The sequence below is a fragment of the Neobacillus sp. Fa239 genome, assembly GCF_055395235.1.
In genome coordinates, this window is sequence record NZ_AP041611.1 from 5,476,058 (window position 1) to 5,501,676 (window position 25,619).

General features: G+C 40.6%; 27 protein-coding genes. 6 read left to right on the forward strand and 21 right to left on the reverse strand.

Going from position 1 to position 25,619, the window contains the following annotated elements; genetic code table 11:
• Window positions 1-37: 37 nt before the first annotated feature.
• From rplI to ACZ5XR_RS27090, 10 genes are all read right to left on the reverse strand, one after another.
• Window positions 38-487: a 50S ribosomal protein L9 gene (gene rplI / locus ACZ5XR_RS27045; protein ID WP_464499520.1), complete on the reverse strand. Its 450-nt coding sequence runs from the start codon at window positions 485-487 to the stop codon at window positions 38-40.
• Window positions 484-2,457 carry a DHH family phosphoesterase gene (locus tag ACZ5XR_RS27050; protein WP_464499521.1) on the reverse strand — a complete coding sequence of 658 codons (1,974 nt, stop codon included), beginning with the start codon at window positions 2,455-2,457 and terminating at the stop codon, window positions 484-486. Before ACZ5XR_RS27050 ends, rplI begins: the two co-directional genes overlap by 4 nt.
• A 24-nt stretch (window positions 2,458-2,481) precedes the next feature.
• Window positions 2,482-3,423: a YybS family protein gene (locus ACZ5XR_RS27055; RefSeq protein WP_464499522.1), complete on the reverse strand. Its 942-nt coding sequence runs from the start codon at window positions 3,421-3,423 to the stop codon at window positions 2,482-2,484.
• Window positions 3,424-3,550: 127 nt separating this feature from the next.
• Window positions 3,551-3,790 (reverse strand): 30S ribosomal protein S18, encoded by a 240-nt coding sequence (gene rpsR / locus ACZ5XR_RS27060; protein ID WP_007088219.1) that lies wholly within the window; start codon window positions 3,788-3,790, stop codon window positions 3,551-3,553.
• 53 nt (window positions 3,791-3,843) lie between these two features.
• Complete coding sequence (ssb, locus tag ACZ5XR_RS27065) at window positions 3,844-4,362, reverse strand: single-stranded DNA-binding protein (RefSeq protein ID WP_464499523.1); 519 nt, start codon at window positions 4,360-4,362, stop codon at window positions 3,844-3,846.
• A gap of 60 nt (window positions 4,363-4,422) precedes the next feature.
• Complete coding sequence (gene rpsF / locus ACZ5XR_RS27070) at window positions 4,423-4,710, reverse strand: 30S ribosomal protein S6 (RefSeq protein WP_464499524.1); 288 nt, start codon at window positions 4,708-4,710, stop codon at window positions 4,423-4,425.
• Between the two features lie 162 nt (window positions 4,711-4,872).
• The gene (ychF, locus tag ACZ5XR_RS27075; RefSeq protein WP_464499525.1) at window positions 4,873-5,973 is read right to left on the reverse strand and encodes a redox-regulated ATPase YchF; all 1,101 of its coding nucleotides are present in this window, start codon (window positions 5,971-5,973) and stop codon (window positions 4,873-4,875) included.
• A gap of 285 nt (window positions 5,974-6,258) precedes the next feature.
• The gene (locus tag ACZ5XR_RS27080) at window positions 6,259-8,277 is read right to left on the reverse strand and encodes a molybdopterin-dependent oxidoreductase (RefSeq protein ID WP_464499526.1); all 2,019 of its coding nucleotides are present in this window, start codon (window positions 8,275-8,277) and stop codon (window positions 6,259-6,261) included.
• Window positions 8,267-8,464: a DUF951 domain-containing protein gene (locus ACZ5XR_RS27085; protein ID WP_464499527.1), complete on the reverse strand. Its 198-nt coding sequence runs from the start codon at window positions 8,462-8,464 to the stop codon at window positions 8,267-8,269. Before ACZ5XR_RS27085 ends, ACZ5XR_RS27080 begins: the two co-directional genes overlap by 11 nt.
• Window positions 8,465-8,490: 26 nt before the next feature.
• Window positions 8,491-9,363 carry a mechanosensitive ion channel family protein gene (locus ACZ5XR_RS27090; protein ID WP_464499528.1) on the reverse strand — a complete coding sequence of 291 codons (873 nt, stop codon included), beginning with the start codon at window positions 9,361-9,363 and terminating at the stop codon, window positions 8,491-8,493.
• Window positions 9,364-9,521: 158 nt separating this feature from the next.
• Between ACZ5XR_RS27090 and yyaC the strand changes: the two genes are divergently transcribed.
• Window positions 9,522-10,142 (forward strand): spore protease YyaC, encoded by a 621-nt coding sequence (gene yyaC / locus ACZ5XR_RS27095; protein ID WP_464499529.1) that lies wholly within the window; start codon window positions 9,522-9,524, stop codon window positions 10,140-10,142.
• Window positions 10,143-10,247: 105 nt separating this feature from the next.
• Here yyaC and ACZ5XR_RS27100 read toward each other — a convergent pair whose 3' ends face one another.
• The 11 genes from ACZ5XR_RS27100 to rpmH all read right to left on the reverse strand — a co-directional run bounded on the left by ACZ5XR_RS27100 (window position 10,248) and on the right by rpmH (window position 20,524).
• The gene (locus ACZ5XR_RS27100) at window positions 10,248-10,964 is read right to left on the reverse strand and encodes a DUF554 domain-containing protein (RefSeq protein ID WP_464499530.1); all 717 of its coding nucleotides are present in this window, start codon (window positions 10,962-10,964) and stop codon (window positions 10,248-10,250) included.
• 179 nt (window positions 10,965-11,143) lie between these two features.
• Window positions 11,144-11,998 carry a ParB/RepB/Spo0J family partition protein gene (locus ACZ5XR_RS27105; protein ID WP_464499531.1) on the reverse strand — a complete coding sequence of 285 codons (855 nt, stop codon included), beginning with the start codon at window positions 11,996-11,998 and terminating at the stop codon, window positions 11,144-11,146.
• On the reverse strand, window positions 11,991-12,752 hold the full coding sequence (locus ACZ5XR_RS27110) for a ParA family protein (RefSeq protein WP_464499532.1): 762 nt from the start codon (window positions 12,750-12,752) through the stop codon (window positions 11,991-11,993). The genes ACZ5XR_RS27105 and ACZ5XR_RS27110 overlap by 8 nt, the downstream gene beginning before the upstream one ends.
• 235 nt (window positions 12,753-12,987) lie before the next feature.
• Window positions 12,988-13,863, reverse strand: coding sequence for a nucleoid occlusion protein (noc, locus tag ACZ5XR_RS27115; protein ID WP_464499533.1), 876 nt, complete (start codon window positions 13,861-13,863; stop codon window positions 12,988-12,990).
• Window positions 13,864-13,976: 113 nt separating this feature from the next.
• The gene (gene rsmG, locus ACZ5XR_RS27120) at window positions 13,977-14,693 is read right to left on the reverse strand and encodes a 16S rRNA (guanine(527)-N(7))-methyltransferase RsmG (protein ID WP_464499534.1); all 717 of its coding nucleotides are present in this window, start codon (window positions 14,691-14,693) and stop codon (window positions 13,977-13,979) included.
• A gap of 141 nt (window positions 14,694-14,834) precedes the next feature.
• On the reverse strand, window positions 14,835-16,727 hold the full coding sequence (gene mnmG / locus ACZ5XR_RS27125) for a tRNA uridine-5-carboxymethylaminomethyl(34) synthesis enzyme MnmG (RefSeq protein WP_464499535.1): 1,893 nt from the start codon (window positions 16,725-16,727) through the stop codon (window positions 14,835-14,837).
• 43 nt (window positions 16,728-16,770) lie between these two features.
• Complete coding sequence (gene mnmE, locus ACZ5XR_RS27130) at window positions 16,771-18,156, reverse strand: tRNA uridine-5-carboxymethylaminomethyl(34) synthesis GTPase MnmE (RefSeq protein ID WP_464499536.1); 1,386 nt, start codon at window positions 18,154-18,156, stop codon at window positions 16,771-16,773.
• Between the two features lie 258 nt (window positions 18,157-18,414).
• A complete protein-coding gene (gene jag, locus ACZ5XR_RS27135; RefSeq protein WP_464499537.1) occupies window positions 18,415-19,035 on the reverse strand; it encodes an RNA-binding cell elongation regulator Jag/EloR in 621 nt (206 codons plus the stop codon).
• Complete coding sequence (gene spoIIIJ, locus ACZ5XR_RS27140) at window positions 19,032-19,808, reverse strand: YidC family membrane integrase SpoIIIJ (RefSeq protein ID WP_464499538.1); 777 nt, start codon at window positions 19,806-19,808, stop codon at window positions 19,032-19,034. The genes jag and spoIIIJ overlap by 4 nt, the downstream gene beginning before the upstream one ends.
• A gap of 157 nt (window positions 19,809-19,965) precedes the next feature.
• Entirely contained in the window at window positions 19,966-20,307 is a 342-nt protein-coding gene (rnpA, locus tag ACZ5XR_RS27145; protein WP_464499539.1) for a ribonuclease P protein component, read from the reverse strand.
• An 82-nt stretch (window positions 20,308-20,389) separates the two neighbouring features.
• Window positions 20,390-20,524 (reverse strand): 50S ribosomal protein L34, encoded by a 135-nt coding sequence (gene rpmH, locus ACZ5XR_RS27150; protein ID WP_063255153.1) that lies wholly within the window; start codon window positions 20,522-20,524, stop codon window positions 20,390-20,392.
• Window positions 20,525-21,166: 642 nt separating this feature from the next.
• Here rpmH and dnaA point away from each other — a divergent pair.
• The 5 genes from dnaA to remB all read left to right on the forward strand — a co-directional run bounded on the left by dnaA (window position 21,167) and on the right by remB (window position 25,576).
• Complete coding sequence (gene dnaA, locus ACZ5XR_RS27155; RefSeq protein WP_464499540.1) at window positions 21,167-22,513, forward strand: chromosomal replication initiator protein DnaA; 1,347 nt, start codon at window positions 21,167-21,169, stop codon at window positions 22,511-22,513.
• Window positions 22,514-22,712: 199 nt separating this feature from the next.
• A complete protein-coding gene (gene dnaN / locus ACZ5XR_RS27160) occupies window positions 22,713-23,849 on the forward strand; it encodes a DNA polymerase III subunit beta (protein WP_464499541.1) in 1,137 nt (378 codons plus the stop codon).
• A gap of 119 nt (window positions 23,850-23,968) precedes the next feature.
• On the forward strand, window positions 23,969-24,184 hold the full coding sequence (gene yaaA, locus ACZ5XR_RS27165; protein ID WP_464499542.1) for a S4 domain-containing protein YaaA: 216 nt from the start codon (window positions 23,969-23,971) through the stop codon (window positions 24,182-24,184).
• Between the two features lie 15 nt (window positions 24,185-24,199).
• Window positions 24,200-25,318, forward strand: a complete 1,119-nt coding sequence (gene recF, locus ACZ5XR_RS27170; protein ID WP_464499543.1) for a DNA replication/repair protein RecF — start codon at window positions 24,200-24,202, stop codon at window positions 25,316-25,318.
• 9 nt (window positions 25,319-25,327) lie between these two features.
• Window positions 25,328-25,576 carry an extracellular matrix regulator RemB gene (gene remB, locus ACZ5XR_RS27175; protein WP_464499544.1) on the forward strand — a complete coding sequence of 83 codons (249 nt, stop codon included), beginning with the start codon at window positions 25,328-25,330 and terminating at the stop codon, window positions 25,574-25,576.
• Window positions 25,577-25,619 lie beyond the last annotated feature (43 nt).

Genomic DNA, 25,619 nt, shown 5'->3' on the forward strand with positions numbered 1-25,619 from the left:
TCTAACATGTTTCTCAGAAATTCTGCACTGTAAAAAATTAGTGAACTTCCTTCACATGAACATTTAACGTAGCGAGTACATCATGATGAAGCTTTACTGGTACCTTTGTAACTCCGAGACCACGAATGGCGTCGCCCAGTTCCATTTTCCGCTTATCAATTTTGATTCCATGTTTCTTTTGCAGCTCTTCGGCAATTTGCTTTGTCGTAATCGATCCGAATAATCTGCCGCCTTCGCCAGCTTTTGCAGAAAGCTCAACCGTAATTTTATCCAAGGATTCCTTTAATTTTTTGGCTTCCTCAAACTCAATGGCAGCCTGTTTTTCTTCCTTTTTCTTCTGGGCATCCAACGTGCTGATATTGGAAGTGTTTGCTTCAATCGCCAACCCTTGTTTAATTAAAAAGTTATGGGCATATCCATCGGCAACATTCTTCACTTCGCCTTTTTTTCCTTTTCCTTTAACATCTTTTAGAAAAATGACTTTCATTCCTTTTTTCCCCCTTCAAAGTATTCATCAATGGCATGCGTTAATTGTATTTTTGCTTCTTCTAATGAAACACCGCTCAGCTGAGTGGCCGCGTTCGTTAAATGTCCGCCGCCCTTCATTATTTCCATGATGACCTGGACATTGATATTTCCTAGAGATCTGGCGCTGATGCCGATGACCGCTTCACTGCGTTTTGAAATGACGAAGGAGGCAATTACACCATCCATGGTTAGTAAAGTGTCTGCTGCTTGAGCAATGACAATTTGATCATTCATTTCACTTTCATTTCCTAAAGCAATGGCAATCCCATCTCGATAAAAAGAAACAGATTCAATTAACTTCGACCTCTTAATATAGGTTTCCACATCTTCCCGTAAAAACTTTTGGACAAGAACGGTATCCGCTCCATGTGCCCTTAGGTAAGAGGCCGCATCAAAGGTGCGCGAACCTGTCCGTAATGTGAAGCTTTTCGTATCGACAATTATTCCTGCCAGCAATGCTGTTGCTTCTAACATTTCTATTTTACCGCGTTTTGGCTGGTATTCAAGAAACTCTGTCACCAGCTCTGCCGTTGATGAAGCATAGGGCTCCATATAGACGAGGAGAGGATTTTTAATAAAGTCTTCCCCGCGGCGATGGTGGTCAATCACGACAACATTATCAATTTTATTTAACAGCTTTTCTTCCATGACGAGCGCCGGCTTGTGTGTGTCTACCACGACCAGCAATGTTTTATCAGTAGCAATTTCCAATGCCTCTTCAGCACCAATAAAACGGGAAAACAAATGTTCATGGTTTCGGATTTCATCTATTAAGCGCCTTACACCGATATCGATTTCCTGAAAGTTAACGACGATATAGGCATCCTTTTGGTTCATTTGTGCTACTTTATAAATTCCGATAGAGGAGCCAATGGAATCCATGTCCGGATTTTTATGGCCCATAATGATGACTTTGTCACTGGCAATAATCAAATCCTTGAGTGCATGAGAGATGACTCTTGCTCGAACTCTAGTTCTTTTTTCAATAGGGTTTGTTTTGCCCCCATAAAATTTCACCTTGCCATTTGGCTGCTTAATGGCAGCCTGATCACCGCCGCGCCCCAAGGCTAAATCCAAGCTTGACTGGGCCAGACTTCCTAATTCGGGCAGGGAAGAAACACCTGCGCCAACCCCAATACTCAAGGTAAACGATACATTCTGTTTGGAGGTCATCTCCCTGACATCATCGAGAATCGCAAACTTCGCTTTTTCAAGAATATGAAGGATTCTTTCACTAAAAACAGCAATAAAGCGTTCTGAGGAAATTCTTTTTATAAAAATCCCATTATCCTGTGCCCACTTATTCAAGATGGAAGTTACGAGATTATTGATGCTTCCACGCATTTGGTCATCCATACCCTGTGTCAGATCATCATAATTATCTAAAAAGATGATAGCAATAACGGTTCGCTCATCTTGATACATTTTTTCAATTTCCGTTTGCTCTGTCACATCGAAAAAGTAGAGAAGGCGTTCCTCATGCTTATGTATCACTCGAAACTTTCGATCATGAAGAGAAATAATCTCCGTTTCCACCTCTTGCTTAATTAAAGGGATTAACGCATCCGCCACATCGTAAAGTGATCTCCCTACAAGGGTATCTTCGTCAAAGCACGATGATAGATAAGGATTCGTCCACTCAATATAATACTCATCATTGATCAGCATAATACCTATGGGCATTTCCATCAGTGCTTCTTCCCCAACTTTTTTCACACGATAGGAAAGGGTCGAAATATACTCAGCCATTTCCTTCCGTTGACGATGGTCAATGACAAGCATATAATACAGCGGAAAAAACATTAACAACAGCCCACCCACACTTAGTATCCAATTATATAAAAATAGGATGATGTCGAGGACTATTGTCACGCCTATCAACCCGTAAAAGGGATAACGAATTGACCGCTTTTCTAAAAATGCAGGCATTTTTTCAGCTCCTAACGCCAAGTCTCACTCTTTTTTATCAAAGCGCTTTCTCAAATCCATACCTAAATCAATAATTCCTAATATCCTTATAATATAACGGAAAATTGGCAATAACGCTAGAACCGTAATGACTAAACGCAGGCCTTTTGGAAAATTTCTTTGATGAAAAAAGAAATATAACAAGGAAAAGCCTTGTATGATCATAAAAAATTCCAATACATATGTAAGGTTAATGAGAGCTGCAAATAAATAGGTGCCTTCTTTAGGATGCAGCAGGAAATTGGCTGCCAAGGCTATTAAATAGTACCACAACAGGCTTCTTGGCAATGTAAGGTTTCTGAATTTGCCCCAAGTGGGTACTGTTAATCCAAATCTTTTTGCAATAGGGAAGCACACCAGTTGGATAATCAAAACGGAAAATATCGAACTGAAGAGGAGAATGGTGGGCGCTAAAACCTCCAGCAATTTAATCGCTTCGTTGTTTTGCTTCACCATCAAATTCAGCTGATCATCCGGAATTCTTGATTTAAGCAATTCCTGCGACTGAATATTTGATTGCTTCACAACACTCAGGATTTCATGGAACATATCCATATGGAAAAAGGCTGCACTTATGACGTACATGATTAAAGCAAAAAACATAAATGTGAGTGTGCTTGAAATAAGGATTGCAGCTCTGCTTTTATTTCTTTGGAGCATATAGCCCATTACAAATCCGACGGTCCCATAAATAAATAAGAGAACAAGACCCATGATCGAACCCGCCAGAAAGGAAAGAAATATAGCAGCAGCAAAGAGTGCACCCGAATATTTCAGCTTATATTTTGCCGCAAACAGGATAAAAGGCAGCGGTAGGACCAGATTCGTGATTATGCCGATTACTGGCACGTAAATGGTTAGTAATAAAAGAACTGTGTAGGCTGCTAAAAGTACTGCGCCTTCTGTTAATCTCCGAGCATTTTTCACTTCTTCACCCCTAAATAATATCGAAACCCATTCTTTTATTTTAGCCAGTCACACGCTTGGATTCAACTTTTACAAATTAATAAAGAAAAAGGCAGCAAGACCAGAGGTCCCGCTGCCTTACATTTTTTTATTCACCAGCTACGAATGGTAATAATGCCATTTGACGTGCACGTTTGATTGCAACTGTTAGTTTACGTTGGTATTTAGCGCTTGTACCAGTTACACGACGTGGTAAAATCTTTCCACGCTCAGAGATGAATTTTTTAAGTAAATCCACATCTTTATAATCGATGCGAGTGATGCCGTTAGCTGTAAAGTAGCAAACTTTACGGCGTTTTGCGCGGCCGCCTTTGCGTCCTCCTGCCATGAAAATTCCCTCCTTTATTGTTTAATTATATGAACGTTCAATAAGTGTTCCGTTTAGAATGGTAGATCGTCGTCAGAGATGTCAATTTGACCGCTGCCAGCGAACGGATCATCATTCACGCGTGTATAGCCTTGGTTGTTATTGCCCTGGCGTTGGTTCTGATTTCCTCCACCAAAAGGATTTCCTTGTGGTTCTCTCGGAGGAGCACCGAAGTACTCGTTGTCGTTTCTGCCGCTGCCGCCGCCTGATGAATTTCTAGGCTCAAGGAATTGAACACTTTCTGCTACAATCTCAGTAACATAAACACGTTTTCCATCTTGTCCTTCATAGTTGCGGGTTTGAATCCGGCCATCAACACCTGCTAAGCTGCCCTTTTTCAAAAAGTTCGCCACATTTTCAGCTGGTTTACGCCAAACAACACAATTTATAAAGTCTGCCTCGCGCTCCCCCGACTGATTGGAAAATTGGCGATTTACAGCCAAAGTAAACGTCGCAACAGCAACTCCACTTGGCGTATAACGCAGCTCAGGGTCTTTTGTTAAACGGCCAACAAGTACGACACGATTCATCATCAGAATCAACTCCTTTGTTTCATGTGAAACATTTAAAGCAATAAAACCTATATATTAATTTTATTCTTCTTCTTTAATTACAATATGGCGAATGATATCTTCGTTGATTTTTGCAAGACGAGAAAATTCTTGTACTGCATCAGCTGAAGACGTTGTTTTAGCGATTTGGTAGTATCCGTCGCGGAAATCATTGATTTCATATGCAAGACGGCGCTTACCCCAATCTTTTGTTTCTGCCACTTCCGCACCATTTTCAAGAAGAATTGTGTTAAAACGCTCAACAAGAGCTTTTTTAGCTTCATCTTCAATATTTGGGCGGATGATGTACATGATTTCGTACTTATTCATCACAGTCACCTCCTTTTGGTCTAACGGCCCGTTTATGGGCAAGGAGCAATTATTCATTACTCACAAGTTAAGATTATAGCATAGGTATTAAGAAAAAGCAACGACCTTCATTGGCCAGTAAAATTCAACTCAGCAAATAGTTCCTGATCAATCAGGAAACTGCTACACATTAAAACGGAAATGGATAACATCGCCGTCTTTTACAATATAATCTTTACCCTCTAGACGAACTTTCCCGGCTTCTTTTGCTGCATTATGGCTTCCAGCTGCTAAAAGGTCTTCATAGGCGACTGTTTCTGCCCGGATAAAGCCGCGTTCAAAATCAGAGTGAATGATTCCGGCACATTGTGGAGCCTTCATCCCCGTTCTGAATGTCCAGGCTCTAACCTCTTGAACACCAGCAGTAAAATAGGTCGCTAAACCAAGTAAACTGTAAGCAGCGCGAATTAATTGATCAAGACCGGATTCTTCAATGCCAAGCTCTTCGAGGAACATTTGCTTTTCTTCTCCTTCAAGTTCAGCAATTTCCTCCTCAATCTTTGCACAAATGACGATGACTTCTGCGTTATCGGCTGCAGCAAATTCACGGACCTTTTGAACATATTCATTTCCTGATGGATCGGCGACATCATCCTCACCAACATTCGCCACATAAAGAACAGGCTTAATGGTTAGTAAATGCAATTGCTTTACATATTTCAGCTGTTCTTCTGTAAAATCTACAGTACGGGCCGGTTTTTCCGCTTCAAATGCATCGCGAAGCATGGAGAGAGCTTCAAATTCAGCCGCTGCATCCTTGTCCTTTTGCTTTGCCAATTTTTCCACACGGCTAATCCTTTTTTCCACCGATTCCATGTCGGCAAGAATTAATTCCAAATTGATTGTTTCAATATCGGAGATTGGATCAACCTTTCCGGAAACATGGGTGATGTTATCATCTGCAAAGCAGCGGACTACCTGACAAATGGCATCGACTTCACGAATATGAGAAAGGAACTTGTTCCCCAACCCTTCCCCTTTACTTGCACCTTTCACAATCCCGGCAATATCGGTAAATTCAAATGCGGTTGGAACGGTCTTTTTAGGCTGTACGAGTTCGGTCAATTTGTTCAATCGGTGGTCAGGAACTTCCACAATCCCTACATTCGGATCAATTGTACAAAATGGATAGTTTGCAGATTCAGCACCTGCTTGTGTAATTGCATTAAATAATGTAGATTTTCCAACGTTCGGTAATCCAACAATACCTGCTGTTAGTGCCATTCATGTCACTCCTCAAGTAAAAATATCTATTATAAAAATTTAGTTCGAATGATTAGGGTTGTTGATTTCCGCTCCGGGTGCTCGCTTTCCGCGGGGAGGTCCGGGAGCCTCCTCGGCGCTTTAGGCGCCTGCGGGGTCTCCCGTGACCTCTGCATCCCGCAGGAGTCGAGCACCCTCCGCTCCAATCAACAACGTGCAAAATCAAAAATTCCACTAACATTGACAATGATTTAAAAAGCCTCTCACAATTATAGTGATTTGTTCGAAAAAAGACAAGGATGCCTTTTAGACATCCTCGTCAGTTATTCTTTCAATATTGACCAGACAATCATAAAGGGTGCTGCCAACTCCGTTGTCAGATGGTCTGCTTGAGGTCAAGTTATTAACCGATCCGCCGAACTCCTTCCAAATTCCCTCATCAATATTGATGATATCTGGATGGGATTTTTGTAAAATCGATACATATCCTTTGACTTCACCGCGGTCATTCCAAACCTTTACATAATCCCCATCGTGCAAGTGCTGGTCCTCCGCAATATTTTTCGCAATCTCCACTTTCAACTGCGGCTTCACTTTCAGCAGGTGATAATTCTGTGAATGGTTCGAACGCATTGGATGGATCGTTAATAAATGATACGGAAAGTCTTCAGCAAGCTTTGGATTTTCCCATTTCGATTCTTGTGGCAGCGATAATTGTAATTGACCATTTTCAATTTCCGGCAGCGTGGAAGTAAACTCAAATTTCCCCGTTGGCGTCCTAAATTTACCTTCCTGCCACGGAATCATCCTCACTGGCAATTCCAGCGTTTTTCGTTCCTTCAGTTTTTCCAATGTAAATCCCTTTTCCTTTAGCGGTTGCAAGGCCATATTGAAAAATTGATCTCTTGTAAAATGAAAATCCTCACCAAAGCCAAGTCGTTCTGCCAATTGAGTCCAAATCCACAAGTCGGATTTGGACTCACCTGGGGCTTCAACAAGCTTTGGCCCATAGTTTACATAATGATGGTACATCGAGGAATAATAGAAATCCTCTTCCTCAAAAACCGTTGTTGTCGGCAAAATATAATCAGCCAGCTTTGCTGTATCCGTCATAAAATGTTCAATAACCACTACGGTTGGAACAGAAGCAAAGGCCTTCACCACAACTGAAGAATCCGGAACCTGTGTCAGCGGGTTGCCGCAGGTTACAACAATCATTTGAATGGCAGGGTCCTTGGCTGTCAGGACTTCTTCCGCCTGCTTCATAATGGGGAACTGTCGATGGTTCTGTTTTCTGCTCTTGAGGGTCAATTCGTCGAAGGCAAAGCTTTGCCCCACCTGCCGATTCGCATAATTGGCCCCGCCGCCGGCAATCCCAATATTTCCGCTGATGGCCACAAGGGCATCAATTAGCCGAATCGTATTGCCGCCATTTTGATATCTTTGCATGCCAAGGCCCATATAGACAGATGTCGGTTTATCCGCAAAAACAGCAGCTAACCTCGTCATAACTTCCACAGGGACTTCCGTTTTGTCACTGATCTCCTCGATCGAAACGCTATGAATGAGCTGCTCTAAATCCGAAAAGCCGTGCGTATAATGGTCAATAAATTCTCGGTCTGCCAATCCTAAACGAAGCATTTCCTTCATGATTCCAACAGCTAACAGACCATCCATTCCCGGCTTAATGGTGATATATTCATCTGCAATTTTGGCTGTTGCATTAAAAATGGGATCAATGACGAAAAGTGTAGCGCCGTGTTTTTTTGCTTCGAGCAGCATTTCGTAGAAATGCATGTTGGTTCGTGCAACATTTCTTCCCCAAATGATAATGTTCTTACTATTGAAAACATCGTTTGGCTCATGGGACCACGCTTCCCCAAAATCCCATCTTTGCGCTTCAATTCCTGCTCCCCAACAAAGGGAACCCACCACTTCCGTTACTCCGCCATATCCATTAAAAAAGCGCTGGTCGAGATTTTTCAAAATCCCGTTATTCGCATAATCATGGCTGTGTAAAACGGCTGTCGTCCCAAATTTCTCTTTTATTTCCAATAATTTAGCGGATATTTCATCAAGTGCCTGTTCCCAAGTAATTGGAACAAATTCTCCATTCACCTTTTTCAAGGGGTATAATAAGCGCTTTGGAGAATTAGTTCTGGTTTCCAGCATCCGCCCGCGTCCGCAAATTTTTCCTTTTGTTATCGGATGTCCCGGATCCCCATCTACCTTTATGACCTTATCATTCTCAACCGTGACATGAAAGCCGCAGCTATCCCAGCAATTTAGCGGACATGCCGATTGAAATACCTGCTTATTGCTCATGCTTCACCAATATTTTCTTCATTTTCCGTGAGAATTCTTTCCTGGGAATGAGCACACTATGTCCGCAGCCCTCGCATTTGATGCGGACATCCATCCCCATTCGAATAATTTTCCAGCGATTTGTCCCACAAGGATGCTGTTTTTTCATTTCCACAACATCATTTAAGGCAAACTCCTTTTCCTCCATTGGTCAATCCTCCTTATAACCTTGATTTATTTTGACGGACTATTTTCACGGGAGTACGCAACAAGACGCGGCAGTGGGACATCTATTTCATGCTGATCTAACACTAATTTAATTTCTTTTCTCATCATTCTGGCGATATATACCTGCTTCATTGGCAGGGTCTCCGCCACAATCCTTAAGACGATTTCGGTAGGTCCCATATTTTGAATACCTAATAACTCAGGCGGTTTGATTAATTCTTCATAACGCTCCGGCAATGTGACAAGAAGATCGCCAATCACCTTTTCGGCCTTTTCCACATCTTCACCATAAGCAATGGCCACATCGACAACGGCAACACTATTGTTAATTGAAAAATTGGTTACCTGGGTGATGCTTCCGTTTGGAAGGATATGGATTTCTCCTGTCCAATTTTTAATTTTTGTGACTCTTAACCCAATGGATTCGACATTACCTTCAAATTCTCCTATGCGGATATGATCGCCAACGGCAAATTGATCCTCAAAAATGATAAAAAAACCTGAAAGGATGTCTTTGACGAGACTTTGTGCACCAAAGCCGACGGCTAATCCGACGATTCCCGCTCCTGCCAGCAGTGCCTTCACATCAATCGCAAACACCGAAAGGATCATTAAAAAGGCAATAAAGTAAACAACGTAAGAAAGAATATTATCCAACAGTCTTGAAAGCGTTTCTTCCCTGCGTTCTTCTGTTCTAAAGGGAGACCGGTTGCGAATTTTAAAAATGTTGCGGATGGTCACTTTCCCAATTCTGATTAATATATTAGATATAACCAGTATAGCAGCAATTTTTAAAAATCCTTCCCCAAGTGTCAGCCACGTATCTTCATTTTGGAATTTATTAATAATATTATGAATACCTTTTTCAGTAAGACTCATTTAACCACCTTCCTTTGACACCTAATAGCACTATCCTATTTTAACAAGATTTCTTCTCTCTTTGTAGCATTGTGATTTATTAACAATTTCTTATGTATAGATTCCATAAAATTCCCCTATACTGATAAAAATTGCTGAACATGAAAGGAGTGGAAGGAATGAATCTCAAAGTGGGTTTTTTTGAACGGAAGTCGCGGACACGAATTAATTATGATGATTTTCAGGCAGCAGAAAGCCTTGCAGGAGAATTAATGAAAAATCTCCCGGATCATCCAAGCCGCCCCATTGTGTTTGTTTGTATCGGAACGGATCGCTCCACAGGAGATTCATTAGGACCACTTGTCGGAACTCTGCTGGCTGAAAAAAATCCCCAATCTTTCTATGTGTACGGGACATTGGATGAGCCTATCCATGCCGTTAATCTAAATGAGAAATTAATGGAGATTGAGTCGAAACATTTGAATCCATTTATTATTGGAATTGATGCCTGTCTTGGACGTATGAAAAATATTGGTCTGATTCAGCTTCTGGATGGACCTGTCAAACCGGGAGCAGGGGTTAATAAAAATCTTCCTGCTGTGGGTGATATACATATAACCGGGATCGTAAACGTGAGCGGTTTTATGGAGTTTTATGTGTTACAAAATACCCGGCTGAATCTTGTTATGAAGATGGCAAAAACCATTTCAAATGGAATTTATCTGGCCAGCTTACACTATGCCAAGCGGGATTGGCCCAAACTTGACTGGAAAAACGAAACAGAAGCAATCGTGGACTAGACGATTGCTTCTGTTTGTTTTATTTAATGGGGTGATTTCCGTTACAGGATGCTCGCTTTCCGCGGGAGTCTCGCACCTTCCACTCGAATGAACTTCTCACATAACTTATTTAAAAAAATGATGATAGTTATAAAGAATGGTGACAATTACTCCGGTGACAACAATACCCGGGAGGAAATTGGCTACTTTTATCTTCATGATTCCTGTCAGGTTTAACCCAATAGCCATAATCATGACCCCGCCTGTTGCGGTCATTTCGACAATAAATTGGTTCATCAGCGCATGGGGGACAAACCGATCAATTTGGGTAGCAAATAAGGCAATCAGCCCTTCATAAAGCACCACAGGGATGGCTGAAAAAATGACGCCAATTCCTAGGGTTGTCGTTAAAATCAATGCAGTAAAACCATCGATAATCGACTTTGTATAAAGAACAGAATGATCGCCTCGGATTCCGCTGTTAAGAGCGCCAATAATGGCCATCGCACCAATAACAAAGATGAGTGTAGCCGTTACAAATCCTTCAGAAATACTGCCCTTTCCGCTCGTGCCAACCTTTTTTTCAATCCAGAGCCCTAAATCATTCAGCTTTTCTTCTAATTTTAACAGCTCCCCGATTACCGCTCCAATAACCAAACTTAGGATTACAATGAGGAAATTATCACTTTTCAGTCCCATCTGTAAGCCTAACACCATAACAGCCAGCCCTATAGCATACATAACTGTTGATTTCATACTTTCAGGAATTCGATGGAGGAGCTTCCCGAAAAGTGTTCCCACAACAATTAACAAACCATTTACAATTGTTCCCACTAAAAACATGATGAATTCTCCTATTTTTTCCTTATAGTGACATAAAAATAAAGAGAGGTTATCCCAAAACAAAGGGTCAGACCCCACAACGTCAATATATAGCTGAACTAATCTTAAAAGCGCCTATATATTGAAAATTGAGTGAGGGGGTCAGACCCTTTTGGGGCGAACTCTCTTTTCGACAAAACTCATAAGGGAGATTCTTGGTTGAGCATCTCTAATATCCGCTCTAAATCCGCTTTGGAAAAAAATTCAATTTCAATTTTCCCTTTGTTTTTTGATTGTTTAATATGAACGGTCGTGCCAAAACGTTCGCCAAGTGAGTTTTCTCGTTCCTGGATAAACACATCTTTTTTCTTTTCCGGCTTTTTTGTTTCACGTGAAACATTTTCATTTAGTTGTTGAATCAGTTTTTCCAACTGACGGACATTTAAACTTTCATTGATTACTTTTTCGACTAAGATTGGAATTTTGACTTTTTGGCGAAGCCCCAATAGGGCACGGCCATGACCCATTGAGATCTTACCGCTTGAGATTAATTCTTGAATGTTAGCAGGAAGGGAAAGGAGGCGGATATAGTTGGCTACATGCGGCCGGCTTTTTCCCAGACGCTTTGCCACTTCTTCCTGGGTTAATGATAGTTTTTCCAATAAAGTTTGATACGCCAGGCCTTCCTCAATAGGATTTAAATCTTCCCTTTGCAGATTTTCAATCACTGCCAGTTCCATCATTTGTTGTTCTGAAAGTTCTCTCACAACCGCTGGTACGGTTTCAAGCTTTGCTTCCTTCGCTGCACGGAAACGACGTTCCCCTACAACAATTTCATAGCCTTTGATGCTCTTTCTTACAACAAGAGGCTGGAGAATTCCATGCTCTAAAATCGATGCTTTTAATTCTTCGATGGCTTCCTTCTGAAAGTTTTTCCTTGGCTGATAGGGGTTGGGACGTAATTCCTTCAACTTAATGTCTTGAACGGCTTCATCTTTAATTGGTTCCGATTGAGGGAAAAATGCATCAAGTCCTTTGCCTAATCCTTTAGCCATTTGAGACCACTTCCTTTGCCAAATCTAAATATACTTCTGCTCCGCGAGATTTTGAATCATAAGTGATAATCGGTTCTCCGTGGCTTGGTGCTTCACTTAGACGGACATTTCTTGGAATAATTGTTTTATAAACCTTGTCTTGAAAATACTTTTTCACTTCTTCAATCACCTGAATGCCAAGATTTGTCCGGGCATCAAGCATGGTTAATAAAACACCTTCTATTTTCAAATCCTGATTTAAGTGTTTTTGTACAAGCCTTACGGTATTTAATAGCTGACTTAAACCTTCTAATGCGTAATACTCACATTGTACAGGGATCAAGACTGCATCTGAGGCTGTTAATGCATTGATGGTTAAAAGGCCAAGTGACGGAGGACAATCAATAATAATATAATCAAATTGATCTTTAATCTCTCCAAGTGCACGCTTTAAGCGAACCTCTCTTGAGATGGTCGGAACCAGTTCAATTTCTGCTCCTGCCAATTGGATTGTAGCAGGTAAAGTATACAAATTTTCAAGGGATGTCGGCTTAATCACATTTTTAACTTCTACATCATCTACCAGCACATCATATATACATTGTTCTACTTCTGCCTTTTCAATTCCAATACCGCTCGTTGCATTTCCTTGAGGGTCAATGTCTACCAGAAGGACCCTTTTCCCTATGTATGCTAAGCAGGCGCCTAGATTGACAGAGGTAGTCGTTTTGCCGACTCCGCCTTTTTGATTCGCGATTGCAAGAACTTTGCCCACGATGTCACCTACCTTAATAATTTTTCCTAGATTCTTACACATATTCTATCAAATATAAATCTATTAAACTGCAAAAACGCTTGAAAAAAAATGACTATGTTACCTATTTTATCATGAAAAGTTTTGATGTTGCTTTTTTTCTAAAAATATTCAAACAGAGAATATTAGATGATATACCATAATTTGGGTGAAAATAAGGACCAAACGATATTCCGTTTGGTCCTAAAAAGTACATTTATTTTTTCTTTGGTATCCGAATGGTAAATTGGTAAAATTCGTCAAATTCTTCTTCTTCTGAATCAAGATTTATTCCGCTATCCGACACCATTGATAAGGATTGCCTGATTGTATTGACAGCAATTCGCATATCTTTACTAAAGGCCTTCCTTTTCGGCTTTGGCTTTTGATTTTTTTGTTCCAGCAGTTTGTAGACACGGTCTTCGGTCTGTTTCACATTGAGATTTCTTTCAATGATTTCCCCTAATAGGAATACCTGTTTTTCCGGATCTTTCAACGGAATTAATGCGCGTGCATGCCGCTCGGTAATGACTTTACTTAATAAGGCCTCTTGGATTGGCTGCGGTAATTTAAGCAGTCGAAGCTTGTTCGCAACGGTTGACTGCCCTTTGCCCAGGCGCTGGGCGAGAGCCTCTTGCGTTAAATTATGCAGTTCCAGCAGCTTGCCATAAGCAATCGCTTCTTCAATAGGTGATAATTCCTCGCGCTGCAAGTTTTCGATGAGGGCAACCGAAGCTGTTTCTGTATCTGACATATTTTTTACAATAGCCGGCACTGTGTCCCAGCCAAGTTTTTTCATCGCACGCCAGCGCCGTTCACCCGCGATAATTTCATATTTTTCTGTTTCAAACTGCCTGACCACAATGGGTTGAATAATTCCATGAATATGAATGGTCCGCGATAATTCTTCTATTTTTTCATCGTCAAAAACCGTTCGTGGCTGGAAACGGTTCGGCACAATTAGGTCAATGGGTATTTTCCTAATTTCATCGGATTTTTCTATATTCAGGTCTTTATCAAGCTCAAGCTCAAGCTCCTGCTCTTGCTCTTCTTTTTCTCCAAAGCCAAAAAAGCGTGTAAATGTATGTTTCATCCCCAACACCACCTTTACGAAAACTCCCTAATATTTAATTCTCCATTTCTATCTTAACATCCTGCTATACCATTTGACTTTTATGGAAAAATGAAATTATTCATAAAATTTCCTTATTCTATCGGCATTTTTCCAGGTGTCCCCGGCTTCCTCGGGTATTTTTTAGGTGTTTGCTTTTCTTTCTTAATGACTAAGATACTCCGCTCACTTTCTTCAATTGGCAAAGTGAAGGTATACTTATGTTCCAATTTTCCACCAAGGGTGGTGATTGCTTTTTGCCCGATTTCCAGCTCCTCATTGGCATTAGCAGCCTTCATTGCAATAAAGTGGCCGCCAACCTTTACCAACGGTAAGCAAAGCTCACTCAATACGGACATTCTTGCCACTGCCCTAGCCGTGACAACATCAAAGGTTTCCCTAAAATCTGGATTGACTCCAAATGTCTCGGCACGGTCATGAATAAACTGAACCTTGTCCAGCTTTAATTCACTTGCAAGGTGATGCAAAAATGAAATCCGCTTGTTGAGTGAATCAACAATGGTTACCTGAATGTGCGGAAAAGCAATTTTTAACGGAATGCTCGGAAACCCCGCTCCAGCCCCGACATCGCAAAGGTGAAAGGGCTTGGAAAAATCAAAGTAAAAGGCGGCCGTGATGGAATCATAAAAATGTTTTAAATAAACATCCTCTTGATCCGTGATCGCCGTGAGGTTCATTTTTTCATTCCACCCCACAAGGGTCTTATAATACGTTTCAAATTGATCCAGCTGTGTATCGGTAAGAGTGATCCCCTTTTCTGAAAGCATGGCTGTAAATTGTTCAATAATCATTGGCAACTCTTCCTCGCTAATTGTCCAGCTACAGCGCCTAGGGGCTCGAGGTCACAAGCCAATCCGCAAGAAGGTTAAAGAGCAACCTTCTTGCCGGCTCGTCTTGTGCTTGTCGCCCCTGAACAAGGCGCTTCCGCTTTTCTATATTTCATTCGAAATCCGTGCGATCCGCCCTTGTTCTAAGTACACAAGGAGAATGGAGATATCGGCCGGGTTTACCCCGGAAATACGTGATGCTTGGGCAATGGATAATGGCTTGATTTTTTTCAGCTTTTGTCTTGCTTCAGTCGCGAGGCCATTAATCACATCATAATCAATATCTTCGGGTACTTTCTTATTCTCCATTTTCTTTAAACGCTCAACCTGCTGCAGTGATTTTTCAATATATCCTTCATATTTAATTTGGATTTCCACTTGTTCCTTAATATCCATATCTAAAGGACTATCACATGGTGCCAGCATTTCAATATGCTCATACGTCATTTCTGGCCTTTTTAATAAATCGGAAGCACGAATTCCATCCTTCAGTTCACTTCCGCCTAAACTTTTAATGAGTTCCTGAACCGCGGCCTGCGGTTTAATGATGGTTGACCAAAGCCGCTCTTTTTCTCTTTCAATCGCGTCTTTTTTCGCGATAAATTTTTCATAACGCTCATCTGGAATTAGTCCAATCTTATGGCCAATTTCAGTTAACCGTAAATCAGCATTATCATGGCGCAATAATAAACGATATTCCGCTCTTGAAGTTAATAAACGATACGGCTCATTAGTTCCTTTCGTAATTAAATCATCAATCAGGACGCCAATATATGCATCGGAACGGCTCAGCACGAGCTCATCAAGGCCTAATGCATTTAATCCGGCATTAATACCGGCCATTATGCCCTGCCCTGCGGCCTCCTCATATCCTGATGTTCCATTGATTTGACCCGCTGTATACAGGTTTTTGACCACTTTTGTTTCTAAAGTCGGCCACAGCTGAGTAGGAACGATGGCATCATATTCAATCGCATAGCCGGACCTCATCATTTGCACGTTCTCAAGACCTGGAATGGTTTTTAGAATTTGCTGCTGAACATCCTCAGGCAGGCTTGTTGACAGTCCTTGAACATATACTTCTTGAGTATTTCGGCCCTCAGGCTCTAGAAAAATCTGATGCCTTGGTTTGTCATTAAAACGAACCACTTTATCTTCAATCGAAGGGCAATAACGCGGACCTGTCCCTTTGATCATTCCGGAATACATCGGGGAACGATGCAAATTTTGATCAATCAATAAATGGGTTTGTTCATTTGTGTAGGTTAACCAGCATGGAAGCTGGTCGGTAATATATTTGGTTGTCTCATAGGAAAAAGCACGCGGCGTTTCATCCCCTGGCTGAATCTCCGTTTTGCTGTAATCAATCGTATAACTGTTTACTCTTGGTGGTGTACCTGTTTTAAAACGAACAAGTTCAAAGCCAAGCTCTTCCAGATGCTCGGATAATTTAATGGATGGCTGCTGATTATTCGGGCCGCTTGAATATTTCAATTCTCCGAGGATAATTTCACCACGAAGGTAAGTTCCGGTTGTGATCACGATTGTTTTCGAGCGATAAACCGCACCTGTTTTCGTCATGACGCCAACCGCAGTGCCATCTTCAACAATCAGTTTTTCAACCATTCCCTGCAGCAAGGTCAAATTCGGTTCATTTTCCAATGTATTTTTCATCTCATGCTGATAGGCAAATTTATCAGCCTGTGCTCTTAAGGCACGGACAGCAGGGCCTTTGCCAGTATTGAGCATCCTCATTTGGATATAGGTTTTATCAATATTTTTCCCCATTTCCCCGCCCAGGGCATCAATTTCACGCACGACAATTCCCTTTGCAGGCCCTCCAACAGATGGATTACATGGCATAAATGCCACCATATCGAGGTTAATGGTAATCATTAAAGTCTTTGCACCGAGCCGCGCCGCCGCAAGGCCAGCCTCACAGCCGGCATGACCGGCACCGACGACAATGACGTCAAAACTTCCAGCTTCGTATTGCATTGTTGCTCCTCCAATTTCCGAATTTCTCGGAATGTAAAAATTATTATTTTCCTAAACAAAACTGCGAGAATAACTGATCAATCAAGCTTTCATGTACACTTTCACCTATTACTTCACCAAGAAGCTCCCAGACCCTTGTTAGATCAATTTGTACGATATCGATCGGCGTTCCCGATTCGGCACCATCAATGGCTTCCTCAATCGCCTTTTGTGCTTGATTTAATAAGGCAATATGGCGGCTGTTCGAGACGTAGGTCATATCACCGGCTTCAATGGTTCCTGCAAAGAAAAGGGAGGCGATTGCTTCTTCCAGTTCGTCCACACCGCGGTCTTCAAGGAGCGATGTCGTGACTAATTTATGGTCTGCTGCCAGCTTTTCCACTTGTTCCATATCTATTTGCTGCGGTAGGTCTGTTTTGTTGACAATCACAATGACGTCCATCCCCTCCACAGCTTTAAAAAGATTCTCATCTTCCATTGTTAACGGGTCGGAGTAATTTAAAACGAGCAAAATTAAATCTGCTTCTTTTAATACCTGGCGGGACCGCTCCACGCCAATTCGCTCCACAATATCTTCCGTTTCTCTAATTCCTGCTGTGTCCAAAAGTCTTAACGGAACACCTCTCACATTGACGTATTCTTCAATCACATCGCGGGTTGTCCCGGGAATGTCCGTGACAATCGCCTTATTTTCATGAACGAGGCTGTTAAGCAGAGAAGATTTTCCGACATTCGGTCGGCCTACAATAACGGTGGACAAACCCTCTCGTAAAATTTTCCCTTGTTGAGAGGTTTGCAAAAGCTTCCTGATTTCCTCCCGGACATAAAGGGCTTTTTCTACCATCATTTTATGAGTCATTTCTTCGACATCATCATATTCAGGGTAATCAATATTCACTTCAACATGGGCGAGGATTTCTAATATTTCCTGCCTTAATCCGCGAATGAGTCTTGATAAGCGTCCTTCCATTTGTCCGAGTGCAACATTCATGGCTCTGTCTGTTTTCGCTCTGATTAAATCCATCACGGCCTCCGCCTGAGAAAGATCGATTCGACCATTTAAAAAGGCACGTTTTGTGAATTCACCCGGTTCAGCCAATCTCGCTCCATTATTTAAGACGAGCTGCAGCACGCGATTAACTGAGACAATTCCTCCATGGCAATTGATTTCAACAACATCCTCTTTCGTAAAGGTCTTCGGCCCCTTCATGATCGAGAGCATCACTTCTTCGACGACCTGGCCATTTTCCGGATCCACTAAATGCCCATAATGAATCGTATGGGTTGGCATTGCTGCAAGTCTTTTACCGCTGATACTTTTAAACAGCGCGTCAGCAATGGCGACGGCATCATCACCGCTAAGCCGGACAATGGCGATTGCTCCCTCTCCCATTGGCGTTGAAATTGCCGCAATTGTATCAAATTCCATTTCTTTCACCACACTTACTAAAAAATGATCTATTTGAAGTTGAGATTATGAATTCCAAATTACTAGAATACCACATCATTTTCTGCATAAAAAGCATTCGAATTATCCACAACTAAAGATGGTTTATTTATTATTTTAACTTATCCACATGTGAATAACAATAAAACGTATATTCCCGCCCAAATGTTATACACAACTAACAGAAAAATGGCATAAAAAAACATCCTATCTCATTGATAGGATGTCTGCTCGGAACATTTATTTTGCCGGGGTAATCACAATAAATCGGTGTGGTTCTGCACCATCTGAAAAGGTTTTTACCCGTTTGTTCTCAGCTAAAGCGGTATGAATCACTTTACGCTCATAGGACGGCATTGGTTCTAATGCCACATCTTTTCCAGTTTTCAAGGCTTTCTGAGCCAAGCGGTGTGCTAATTGAATAAGCGTATCGTTTCTTCGGCTGCGGTAATCCTCCGCATCCAAAATCACCGTTAAGTATTGATTCGCAAAACGATTAATCACAAGCTGGGTTAAATATTGAAGGGAATTGAGGGTTTGACCCCTTTTTCCGATCAATAGGGCAATTTTTTCACCAGTCAGGACAAAGTAAACATTTTTACCCTCACGTTTTACCTCAATTTCCACGCTTGTGCCCATTTGTTCACTTACCTGCCGGATGAATTTCTTTGCCTCTTCAATTGGGTCAATAATCACTGATACCTTTACTACTGCGGGGCGCGACCCGAAAATACCAAATATCCCCTTTTTCCCCTCATCAATGATGTCTACTTCTGCGCGGTCTTTTGTTGTCTGTAATTGAGCTAAAGCTGATTCTACTGCTTCTTCGACAGTTTGCCCTGTAGCAGTTACCTGTTTCACTTTTTTGCTCCTCCCGCTTTGCCGGTGGCCTGCGCCTTTAAATCCGGTCCTTTAATAAAATAGGTTTGAACAATCATAAACATATTCCCGACTACCCAATACAAGGAAAGAGCCGCTGGGAAATTAAAAGCAAAAATCACAATCATGATCGGCATCATCCATACCATCATGGCCATTTGCGGATTCTGGCTTTCCGTTCCGGCCATCATCATTTTCTGCTGAATAAACGTGGTGATACCGGCAATAATCGGTAAAATATAATAGGGATCCTTATGCCCTAAATCGAACCATAGGAAGCTGTCCTGGGAAATTTCCCGAGTTCTTGAGATCGCATGATAAAACCCAATTAAGATTGGCATTTGGATTATTAGCGGAAAACAGCCAGCCATTGGGTTGACCCCATTTTTTTGAAATAACGCCATCGTCTCTTGCTGCAGCTTTTGTTGTGTCTTTTGATCCTTGGAGCTATATTTCTTTTTCAACTCGGCTAATTGCGGCTGAAGCGCCTGCATCGCTTTGGAACTTCTTGTCTGTTTAATCATGAGCGGCAAAATGGCCAATCGAACCAGGATCGTAACAAGAATAATGGAGAGACCATAGCTTCCCCCTAGTGAATGCGCGACCGCCTTTATTAACCAAGACAACGGATAGACAATGTACTGATTCCAAATACCCGTACTCTCAGGCGTGATCGGCTGCTTAATTTGCGAGCATCCTGACAGCAGCAAGAATAATAACAACAAACCGACCAATGGTAATATTCGTTTTTTCAACCAAATTTTCCTCCTATCTAAAAAGAAACTATAAAATATGTGGTAATTCATTATGTATAGAGGTTTTTCCAAAGGTTATTTTAGCATTTTTTTATAAAATTCACCTGCAATTCCAAGCGGATATTTGGCAAAATTTATAATTATTATGTCCAAGTCGTCATTTCTTCAGAACCTTCCCGACCTTTAGAACATGTGTTAAGCTTTTTTTCACCTCAAAGAAGTCCATCTCAGCTGCAGGCTTTCTCGCTATAATCACATAATCATTCCCTGCCGCTAATTCATCGCTTAATTCAAATATAGCTTGCCTTACGTATCTTTTAATTTGATTTCTTGTCACAGCATTTCCGATTTTTTTACTGACTGACAATCCAATTCGAAAGGAAACTTGTTCTTCCTTCTTTAATGCATAGACAACAAATTGCCGATTGGCAAAAGAATGCCCCTTTTGGAATGCTGTTTGGAACTCTTTATTCTTTTTGATCCGCAATTCTTTTTTCACAAAAAACACCTTCCTAAGGGAGAATACTGGTAAACATTATTCCCTTTTGGTTAGAAAAAAGACCACTGAGCGTTTCAGTGGCCTAAGCAGATAATACTTTTCTTCCTTTTTGACGACGGCGAGCAAGAACCTTACGTCCATTTGCTGAACTCATACGACTGCGGAAACCGTGAACTTTACTATGTTTACGTTTATTTGGTTGATACGTTCTTTTCATTATATGACACCTCCCTGAGGAATAGCTCTCGAATAAAACAGAGTCTTATCTATTATAAAGACGTCCACATGAAATTGTCAACTGCTCTCCTCATATTGTTTCCCATTTCCAATTATTATTGAATACATTTTTCTGCTAAAAGTTAGAAATTCTAATAATACATCTCTAAAAGGCGAAATAATTGGCTGTGGATAAAAAAATCGACAAAATTCTATGCTTCCCACAAGTTATCGACAGGTTTTTCACAAAGCCAGTCCTTGTGGACAAATTCTATGCACATAATGCTGGTGTTGTGGATAAATACAGAAAAATCATTGCACACCTTGCTATTATTTGATATTATATTTGTGTTTTCACTCTGAATAACTTTTTCTCCCATATCTGTTATCCACAGATTGTGGATAATGTGTGGATAGATTATTCTGGATACTGCAGAAACTTGTCCACAAGGAGTGGATATTGTCGAAACTCCACTTTATTTCCTTATTATATATTTTTCCACAATCATCGTTTTGTATAATTATAAATTGCTAGATTGTACAGCTTGTATAACCTAGAAAATGAGGAGCCAGATAGTTCTTTTTTAAAGAGAAGAGAAGTTAATCCATATTAATAGAATCTGAAAAAAGGGAGGGAAACTCGTTGGAAAATATTGCGGATCTTTGGAATGCAGCGCTAGCCAATATAGAGAAAAAGATTAGCAAGCCCAGCTTTGATACATGGCTAAAGTCAACAAAAGCACATACCCTGCAAGGTGATTTGCTTGTGATAACAGCACCGAATGAATTTGCCCGCGATTGGCTGGAGGAGCGTTATTCTCAGTTGATTTCCGGAATTCTTTATGAAATAACCGGGGAAGAGCTATCTGTAAAATTTATAATTCCGCATAATAAGAATGAGGAAGAGCCAGATGTGCCATCACCTCCAAAAAAGACAAAAAAGGATGAGGACCAAACTGAATTTCCTCAAAATATTTTAAATCCTAAATATGTTTTTGATACATTCGTTATCGGTTCAGGCAACCGTTTTGCCCATGCGGCATCGCTTGCAGTTGCGGAAGCACCAGCAAAAGCCTACAATCCCTTATTTATCTATGGAGGAGTCGGGCTCGGTAAAACCCATTTAATGCATGCAATTGGCCATTATGTATTGGACCATAATCCAGCGGCAAAAGTGGTTTATTTATCATCGGAAAAATTTACAAATGAGTTCATAAACTCGATTCGTGACAATAAAGCGGAGAGTTTTCGCAATAAATATCGAAATGTCGATGTCCTGCTAATTGATGATATTCAGTTTTTAGCGGGAAAAGAATCAACCCAGGAAGAATTTTTCCATACTTTTAATGCGCTGCATGAAGAAAGTAAACAAATTATTATCTCCAGTGATCGGCCGCCAAGGGAAATTCCTACGCTCGAGGATCGATTACGCTCCCGATTTGAATGGGGACTGATTACGGATATTACTCCGCCGGATCTGGAAACAAGGATCGCTATTTTGCGAAAAAAAGCGAAGGCTGAAGGATTGGATATTCCAAATGAGGTCATGCTTTATATCGCCAATCAAATTGACTCGAACATCCGTGAGTTAGAAGGCGCACTCATCCGTGTTGTTGCCTATTCCTCATTAATTAATAAAGATATCAATGCCGACTTAGCAGCAGAGGCATTGAAAGATATCATTCCAAGCTCAAAACCAAAAGTGATTACAATCCATGAAATCCAGCGGGTAGTTGGTGAGCATTTCAGTATAAAATTAGAGGACTTTAAGGCAAAAAAGAGAACGAAATCCGTTGCTTTTCCAAGGCAGATTGCGATGTATTTATCACGCGAATTAACTGACCATTCTTTACCGAAAATAGGAGAAGAGTTTGGTGGCCGTGATCATACGACTGTTATCCATGCCCATGAAAAAATTTCAAAAATGCTTCAGACAGATTCTCAGCTGCAAAAACAGGTAAAAGAACTAAATGAATTATTGAAGGTCTAAATCCATTGTTCCTTTTGTGAATAACCCCTTAAGATTTATACACAGTCTGTCCACATGTGGATAGACTGTGTTTCCTTTGTTTTAGTTAGTTATCCACATAATAACAGGCCCTACTAGTACTTCTACTATTTTTTTAAAATCTTAATAATATATGTTATAGCCATTAAAAATATGCTTAAAAAAACGGAGGGTAACGAAAATGAGATTTATAATCCAGCGGGATCACCTCGTTCAAAGTGTTCAAGATGTCATGAAAGCCGTCACATCCAGAACCACTATCCCGATCTTAACGGGAATTAAAATTACTGCTACGGATGAAGGAGTTACCTTAACTGGCAGTGATTCTGATATTTCAATTGAATCCTTTATTCCAAAAGAGGAAGCTGGGGATGAAATTGTTGAAATAAAACAGTCGGGTTCTATCGTCCTTCAAGCGAAGTTTTTTAGTGAAATCGTCAAAAAACTCCCTACTGATTCAGTCGAAATCGAAGTTCTAAAATCTTTACAAACGGTCATTCGTTCAGGTAAATCCGAATTTAACCTTAATGGCCTTGATGCAGAGGAATATCCGCATCTTCCGCAAATTGAAGAAAATAATAAATTCCATATCCCGACTGATCTATTAAAAGCCATGATCAGACAGACCTTTTTCGCAGTGTCCACCTCAGAAACACGCCCTATCTTGACAGGTGTAAACTGGAGAATTGAAAATGGGGAATTAACCTGTATTGCAACAGACAGCCATCGTCTTGCACTAAGAAAGGCAATGATCGAAACAGAAACTGAAACAGTCTATAATGTGGTCATTCCTGGAAAGAGTTTAAATGAATTAAGTAAAATCATTGATGACTCAAATGAATTAATCGATATCGTTATTACCGAAAATCAAATTTTATTTAAAGCTAAGCATTTATTATTTTTCTCGCGACTGCTGGAAGGAAACTATCCTGATACATCTAGACTGATTCCAAATGAAAGCAAAACCGATGTGACCATCAATACAAAAGCATTCCTTCAAGCAATTGACAGGGCGTCCCTGCTTGCACGTGAGGGAAGAAATAACGTCGTGAAATTTGCAACAAATGAAGGAGGAATTATTGAAGTTTCCTCCAATACACCGGAAATCGGGAAGGTAGTCGAGGAAATCCAAAGCGGATCCATTGAAGGAGAAGAATTAAAAATTTCCTTTAGTGCGAAATATATGATGGATGCCCTTAAGGCTCTTGAAGGGACAGAAATTCAAATCAGTTTTACAGGGGCAATGCGTCCATTTGTGATCCGCCCGCTTCATGATGAATCAATTTTACAGCTCATTTTGCCTGTCAGAACGTATTAAAGACTAATAATGCCGCCACTTGTTTGGCGGCTTTCTTTTCTTTTTTGTTTTCTTTGTAACTTGACAATTTTTTTAGTAAAATAAAGTATTGAGACCATTTCAGAAATGAGTGAAAAACGATGCCTGCAAAAATAAAAGTAGACACGGAATATATTACATTGGGTCAATTTCTAAAATTGGCTGATGTAATCCAAACAGGTGGAATGGCAAAATGGTTTTTAAGTGAAAATGACATTTTTATAAATGGTGAACAAGATCAGAGACGAGGAAGGAAGCTTCGTGCAGGTGACAAAGTGGAGATTCCCGGCTTCGGCGAATTTCTGATTGTCGAGTAGCTATGGTGTCTTTTCATGCATATTGAACAATTAGCCTTAACAAACTATCGAAATTACGAAACATTATCTGTGGAATTTGAAAATAAAGTCAATGTCATTCTGGGGGAAAATGCCCAGGGGAAAACAAATGTAATGGAATCCATTTACGTTTTAGCGCTGGCGAAGTCCCACCGTACGTCCAATGACAAAGATCTTATTCGCTGGGATCAAGAGTATGCTAAAATAGAAGGAAGGGTTCAAAAGCAATACAGTTCCCTGCCCTTGCAATTAGTGATTTCCAAAAAGGGCAAAAAAGCAAAATGCAATCATATTGAGCAGCAGAAATTAAGTCAATATGTCGGCAATCTAAATGTCGTGATGTTTGCACCTGAGGATCTGAACTTGGTAAAAGGAAGCCCGCAGGTAAGGCGGCGATTTATTGATATGGAAATTGGCCAGGTTTCGCCAATTTATTTACATGATATGAGTCAATATCAAAAAATACTTCAACAGCGCAATCATTTTTTAAAAATGATGCAGATAAAAAAACAAACCGACCAAACCATGCTTGACATCTTAACGGAACAATTTATTCAAGTGGCCACAAGGATCATTATGAAGAGGTTTGAGTTCCTCAGAATGCTGGAAAAATGGGCCGAACCCATTCATAACGGAATTTCAAGAGGATTGGAATCACTGAAAATCGAATACAAACCTTCAGTGGATGTATTAGAAGAACAAGATTTGTCGAAAATGATAACACTATTCGAGGAAAAATTTGCAAAAGTCAAGGAGAGAGAGATCGACAGAGGGACAACTCTGTTTGGTCCGCATCGGGATGATTTGTTGTTTTTTGTCAATAATCGGGATGTGCAAACATTTGGTTCGCAGGGACAACAGCGGACAACGGCTCTTTCTGTTAAACTGGCTGAAATTGAATTAATTCATTCTCAAATTGGCGAGTATCCCATCTTACTCCTGGACGATGTGTTATCAGAATTGGATGATTACCGCCAATCCCATCTGCTTAATACCATTCAAGGCAGGGTTCAGACATTTGTGACGACCACAAGTGTTGATGGCATTCATCATCAAACGTTAAAAGATGCTTCAACATTTAATGTCGCCTCTGGCGTGATTCATAAAGTGGATTGAGGTGGAAATGTGTATATTCATATTGGGGAAGACCTTAATATCAGGGCAAAGGATATTATTTCGATTCTAGATAAAGAGAGTGTTCATTCTTCTGAAATGGTTGAAGAGTTTTTAAAACATCATGAAGACCAATTAATCAACCTTTCCAAAAACCCCTTTAAGTCAATTGTGATTACACAGGACAAAGTCTATTTATCCCCAATTGCATCCGGAACATTAAAAAAACGTTCAAGTCAAATTAATATACCGGAATTTTAAAATTTTATATAGATTTAGCACGAAATTATAGCGTTATTTTGGT

Bases quoted from the DNA above. Each gene is read 5' to 3' on its own strand.
- rplI (WP_464499520.1), bottom strand. From the start codon at position 487: ATGAAAGTCATTTTTCTAAAAGATGTTAAAGGAAAAGGAAAAAAAGGC.
- ACZ5XR_RS27050 (WP_464499521.1), bottom strand. From the start codon at position 2,457: ATGCCTGCATTTTTAGAAAAGCGGTCAATTCGTTATCCCTTTTACGGG.
- rpsR (WP_007088219.1), bottom strand. From the start codon at position 3,790: ATGGCAGGAGGACGCAAAGGCGGCCGCGCAAAACGCCGTAAAGTTTGC.
- ssb (WP_464499523.1), bottom strand. From the start codon at position 4,362: ATGATGAATCGTGTCGTACTTGTTGGCCGTTTAACAAAAGACCCTGAG.
- rpsF (WP_464499524.1), bottom strand. From the start codon at position 4,710: ATGAATAAGTACGAAATCATGTACATCATCCGCCCAAATATTGAAGAT.
- ychF (WP_464499525.1), bottom strand. From the start codon at position 5,973: ATGGCACTAACAGCAGGTATTGTTGGATTACCGAACGTTGGAAAATCT.
- ACZ5XR_RS27080 (WP_464499526.1), bottom strand. From the start codon at position 8,277: ATGAGCAATAAGCAGGTATTTCAATCGGCATGTCCGCTAAATTGCTGG.
- ACZ5XR_RS27085 (WP_464499527.1), bottom strand. From the start codon at position 8,464: ATGGAGGAAAAGGAGTTTGCCTTAAATGATGTTGTGGAAATGAAAAAA.
- ACZ5XR_RS27090 (WP_464499528.1), bottom strand. From the start codon at position 9,363: ATGAGTCTTACTGAAAAAGGTATTCATAATATTATTAATAAATTCCAA.
- yyaC (WP_464499529.1), top strand. From the start codon at position 9,522: ATGAATCTCAAAGTGGGTTTTTTTGAACGGAAGTCGCGGACACGAATT.
- ACZ5XR_RS27100 (WP_464499530.1), bottom strand. From the start codon at position 10,964: ATGTTTTTAGTGGGAACAATTGTAAATGGTTTGTTAATTGTTGTGGGA.
- ACZ5XR_RS27105 (WP_464499531.1), bottom strand. From the start codon at position 11,998: ATGGCTAAAGGATTAGGCAAAGGACTTGATGCATTTTTCCCTCAATCG.
- noc (WP_464499533.1), bottom strand. From the start codon at position 13,863: ATGAAACATACATTTACACGCTTTTTTGGCTTTGGAGAAAAAGAAGAG.
- rsmG (WP_464499534.1), bottom strand. From the start codon at position 14,693: ATGATTATTGAACAATTTACAGCCATGCTTTCAGAAAAGGGGATCACT.
- mnmG (WP_464499535.1), bottom strand. From the start codon at position 16,727: ATGCAATACGAAGCTGGAAGTTTTGACGTCATTGTCGTCGGTGCCGGT.
- mnmE (WP_464499536.1), bottom strand. From the start codon at position 18,156: ATGGAATTTGATACAATTGCGGCAATTTCAACGCCAATGGGAGAGGGA.
- rpmH (WP_063255153.1), bottom strand. From the start codon at position 20,524: ATGAAAAGAACGTATCAACCAAATAAACGTAAACATAGTAAAGTTCAC.
- dnaN (WP_464499541.1), top strand. From the start codon at position 22,713: ATGAGATTTATAATCCAGCGGGATCACCTCGTTCAAAGTGTTCAAGAT.
- yaaA (WP_464499542.1), top strand. From the start codon at position 23,969: ATGCCTGCAAAAATAAAAGTAGACACGGAATATATTACATTGGGTCAA.
- recF (WP_464499543.1), top strand. From the start codon at position 24,200: ATGCATATTGAACAATTAGCCTTAACAAACTATCGAAATTACGAAACA.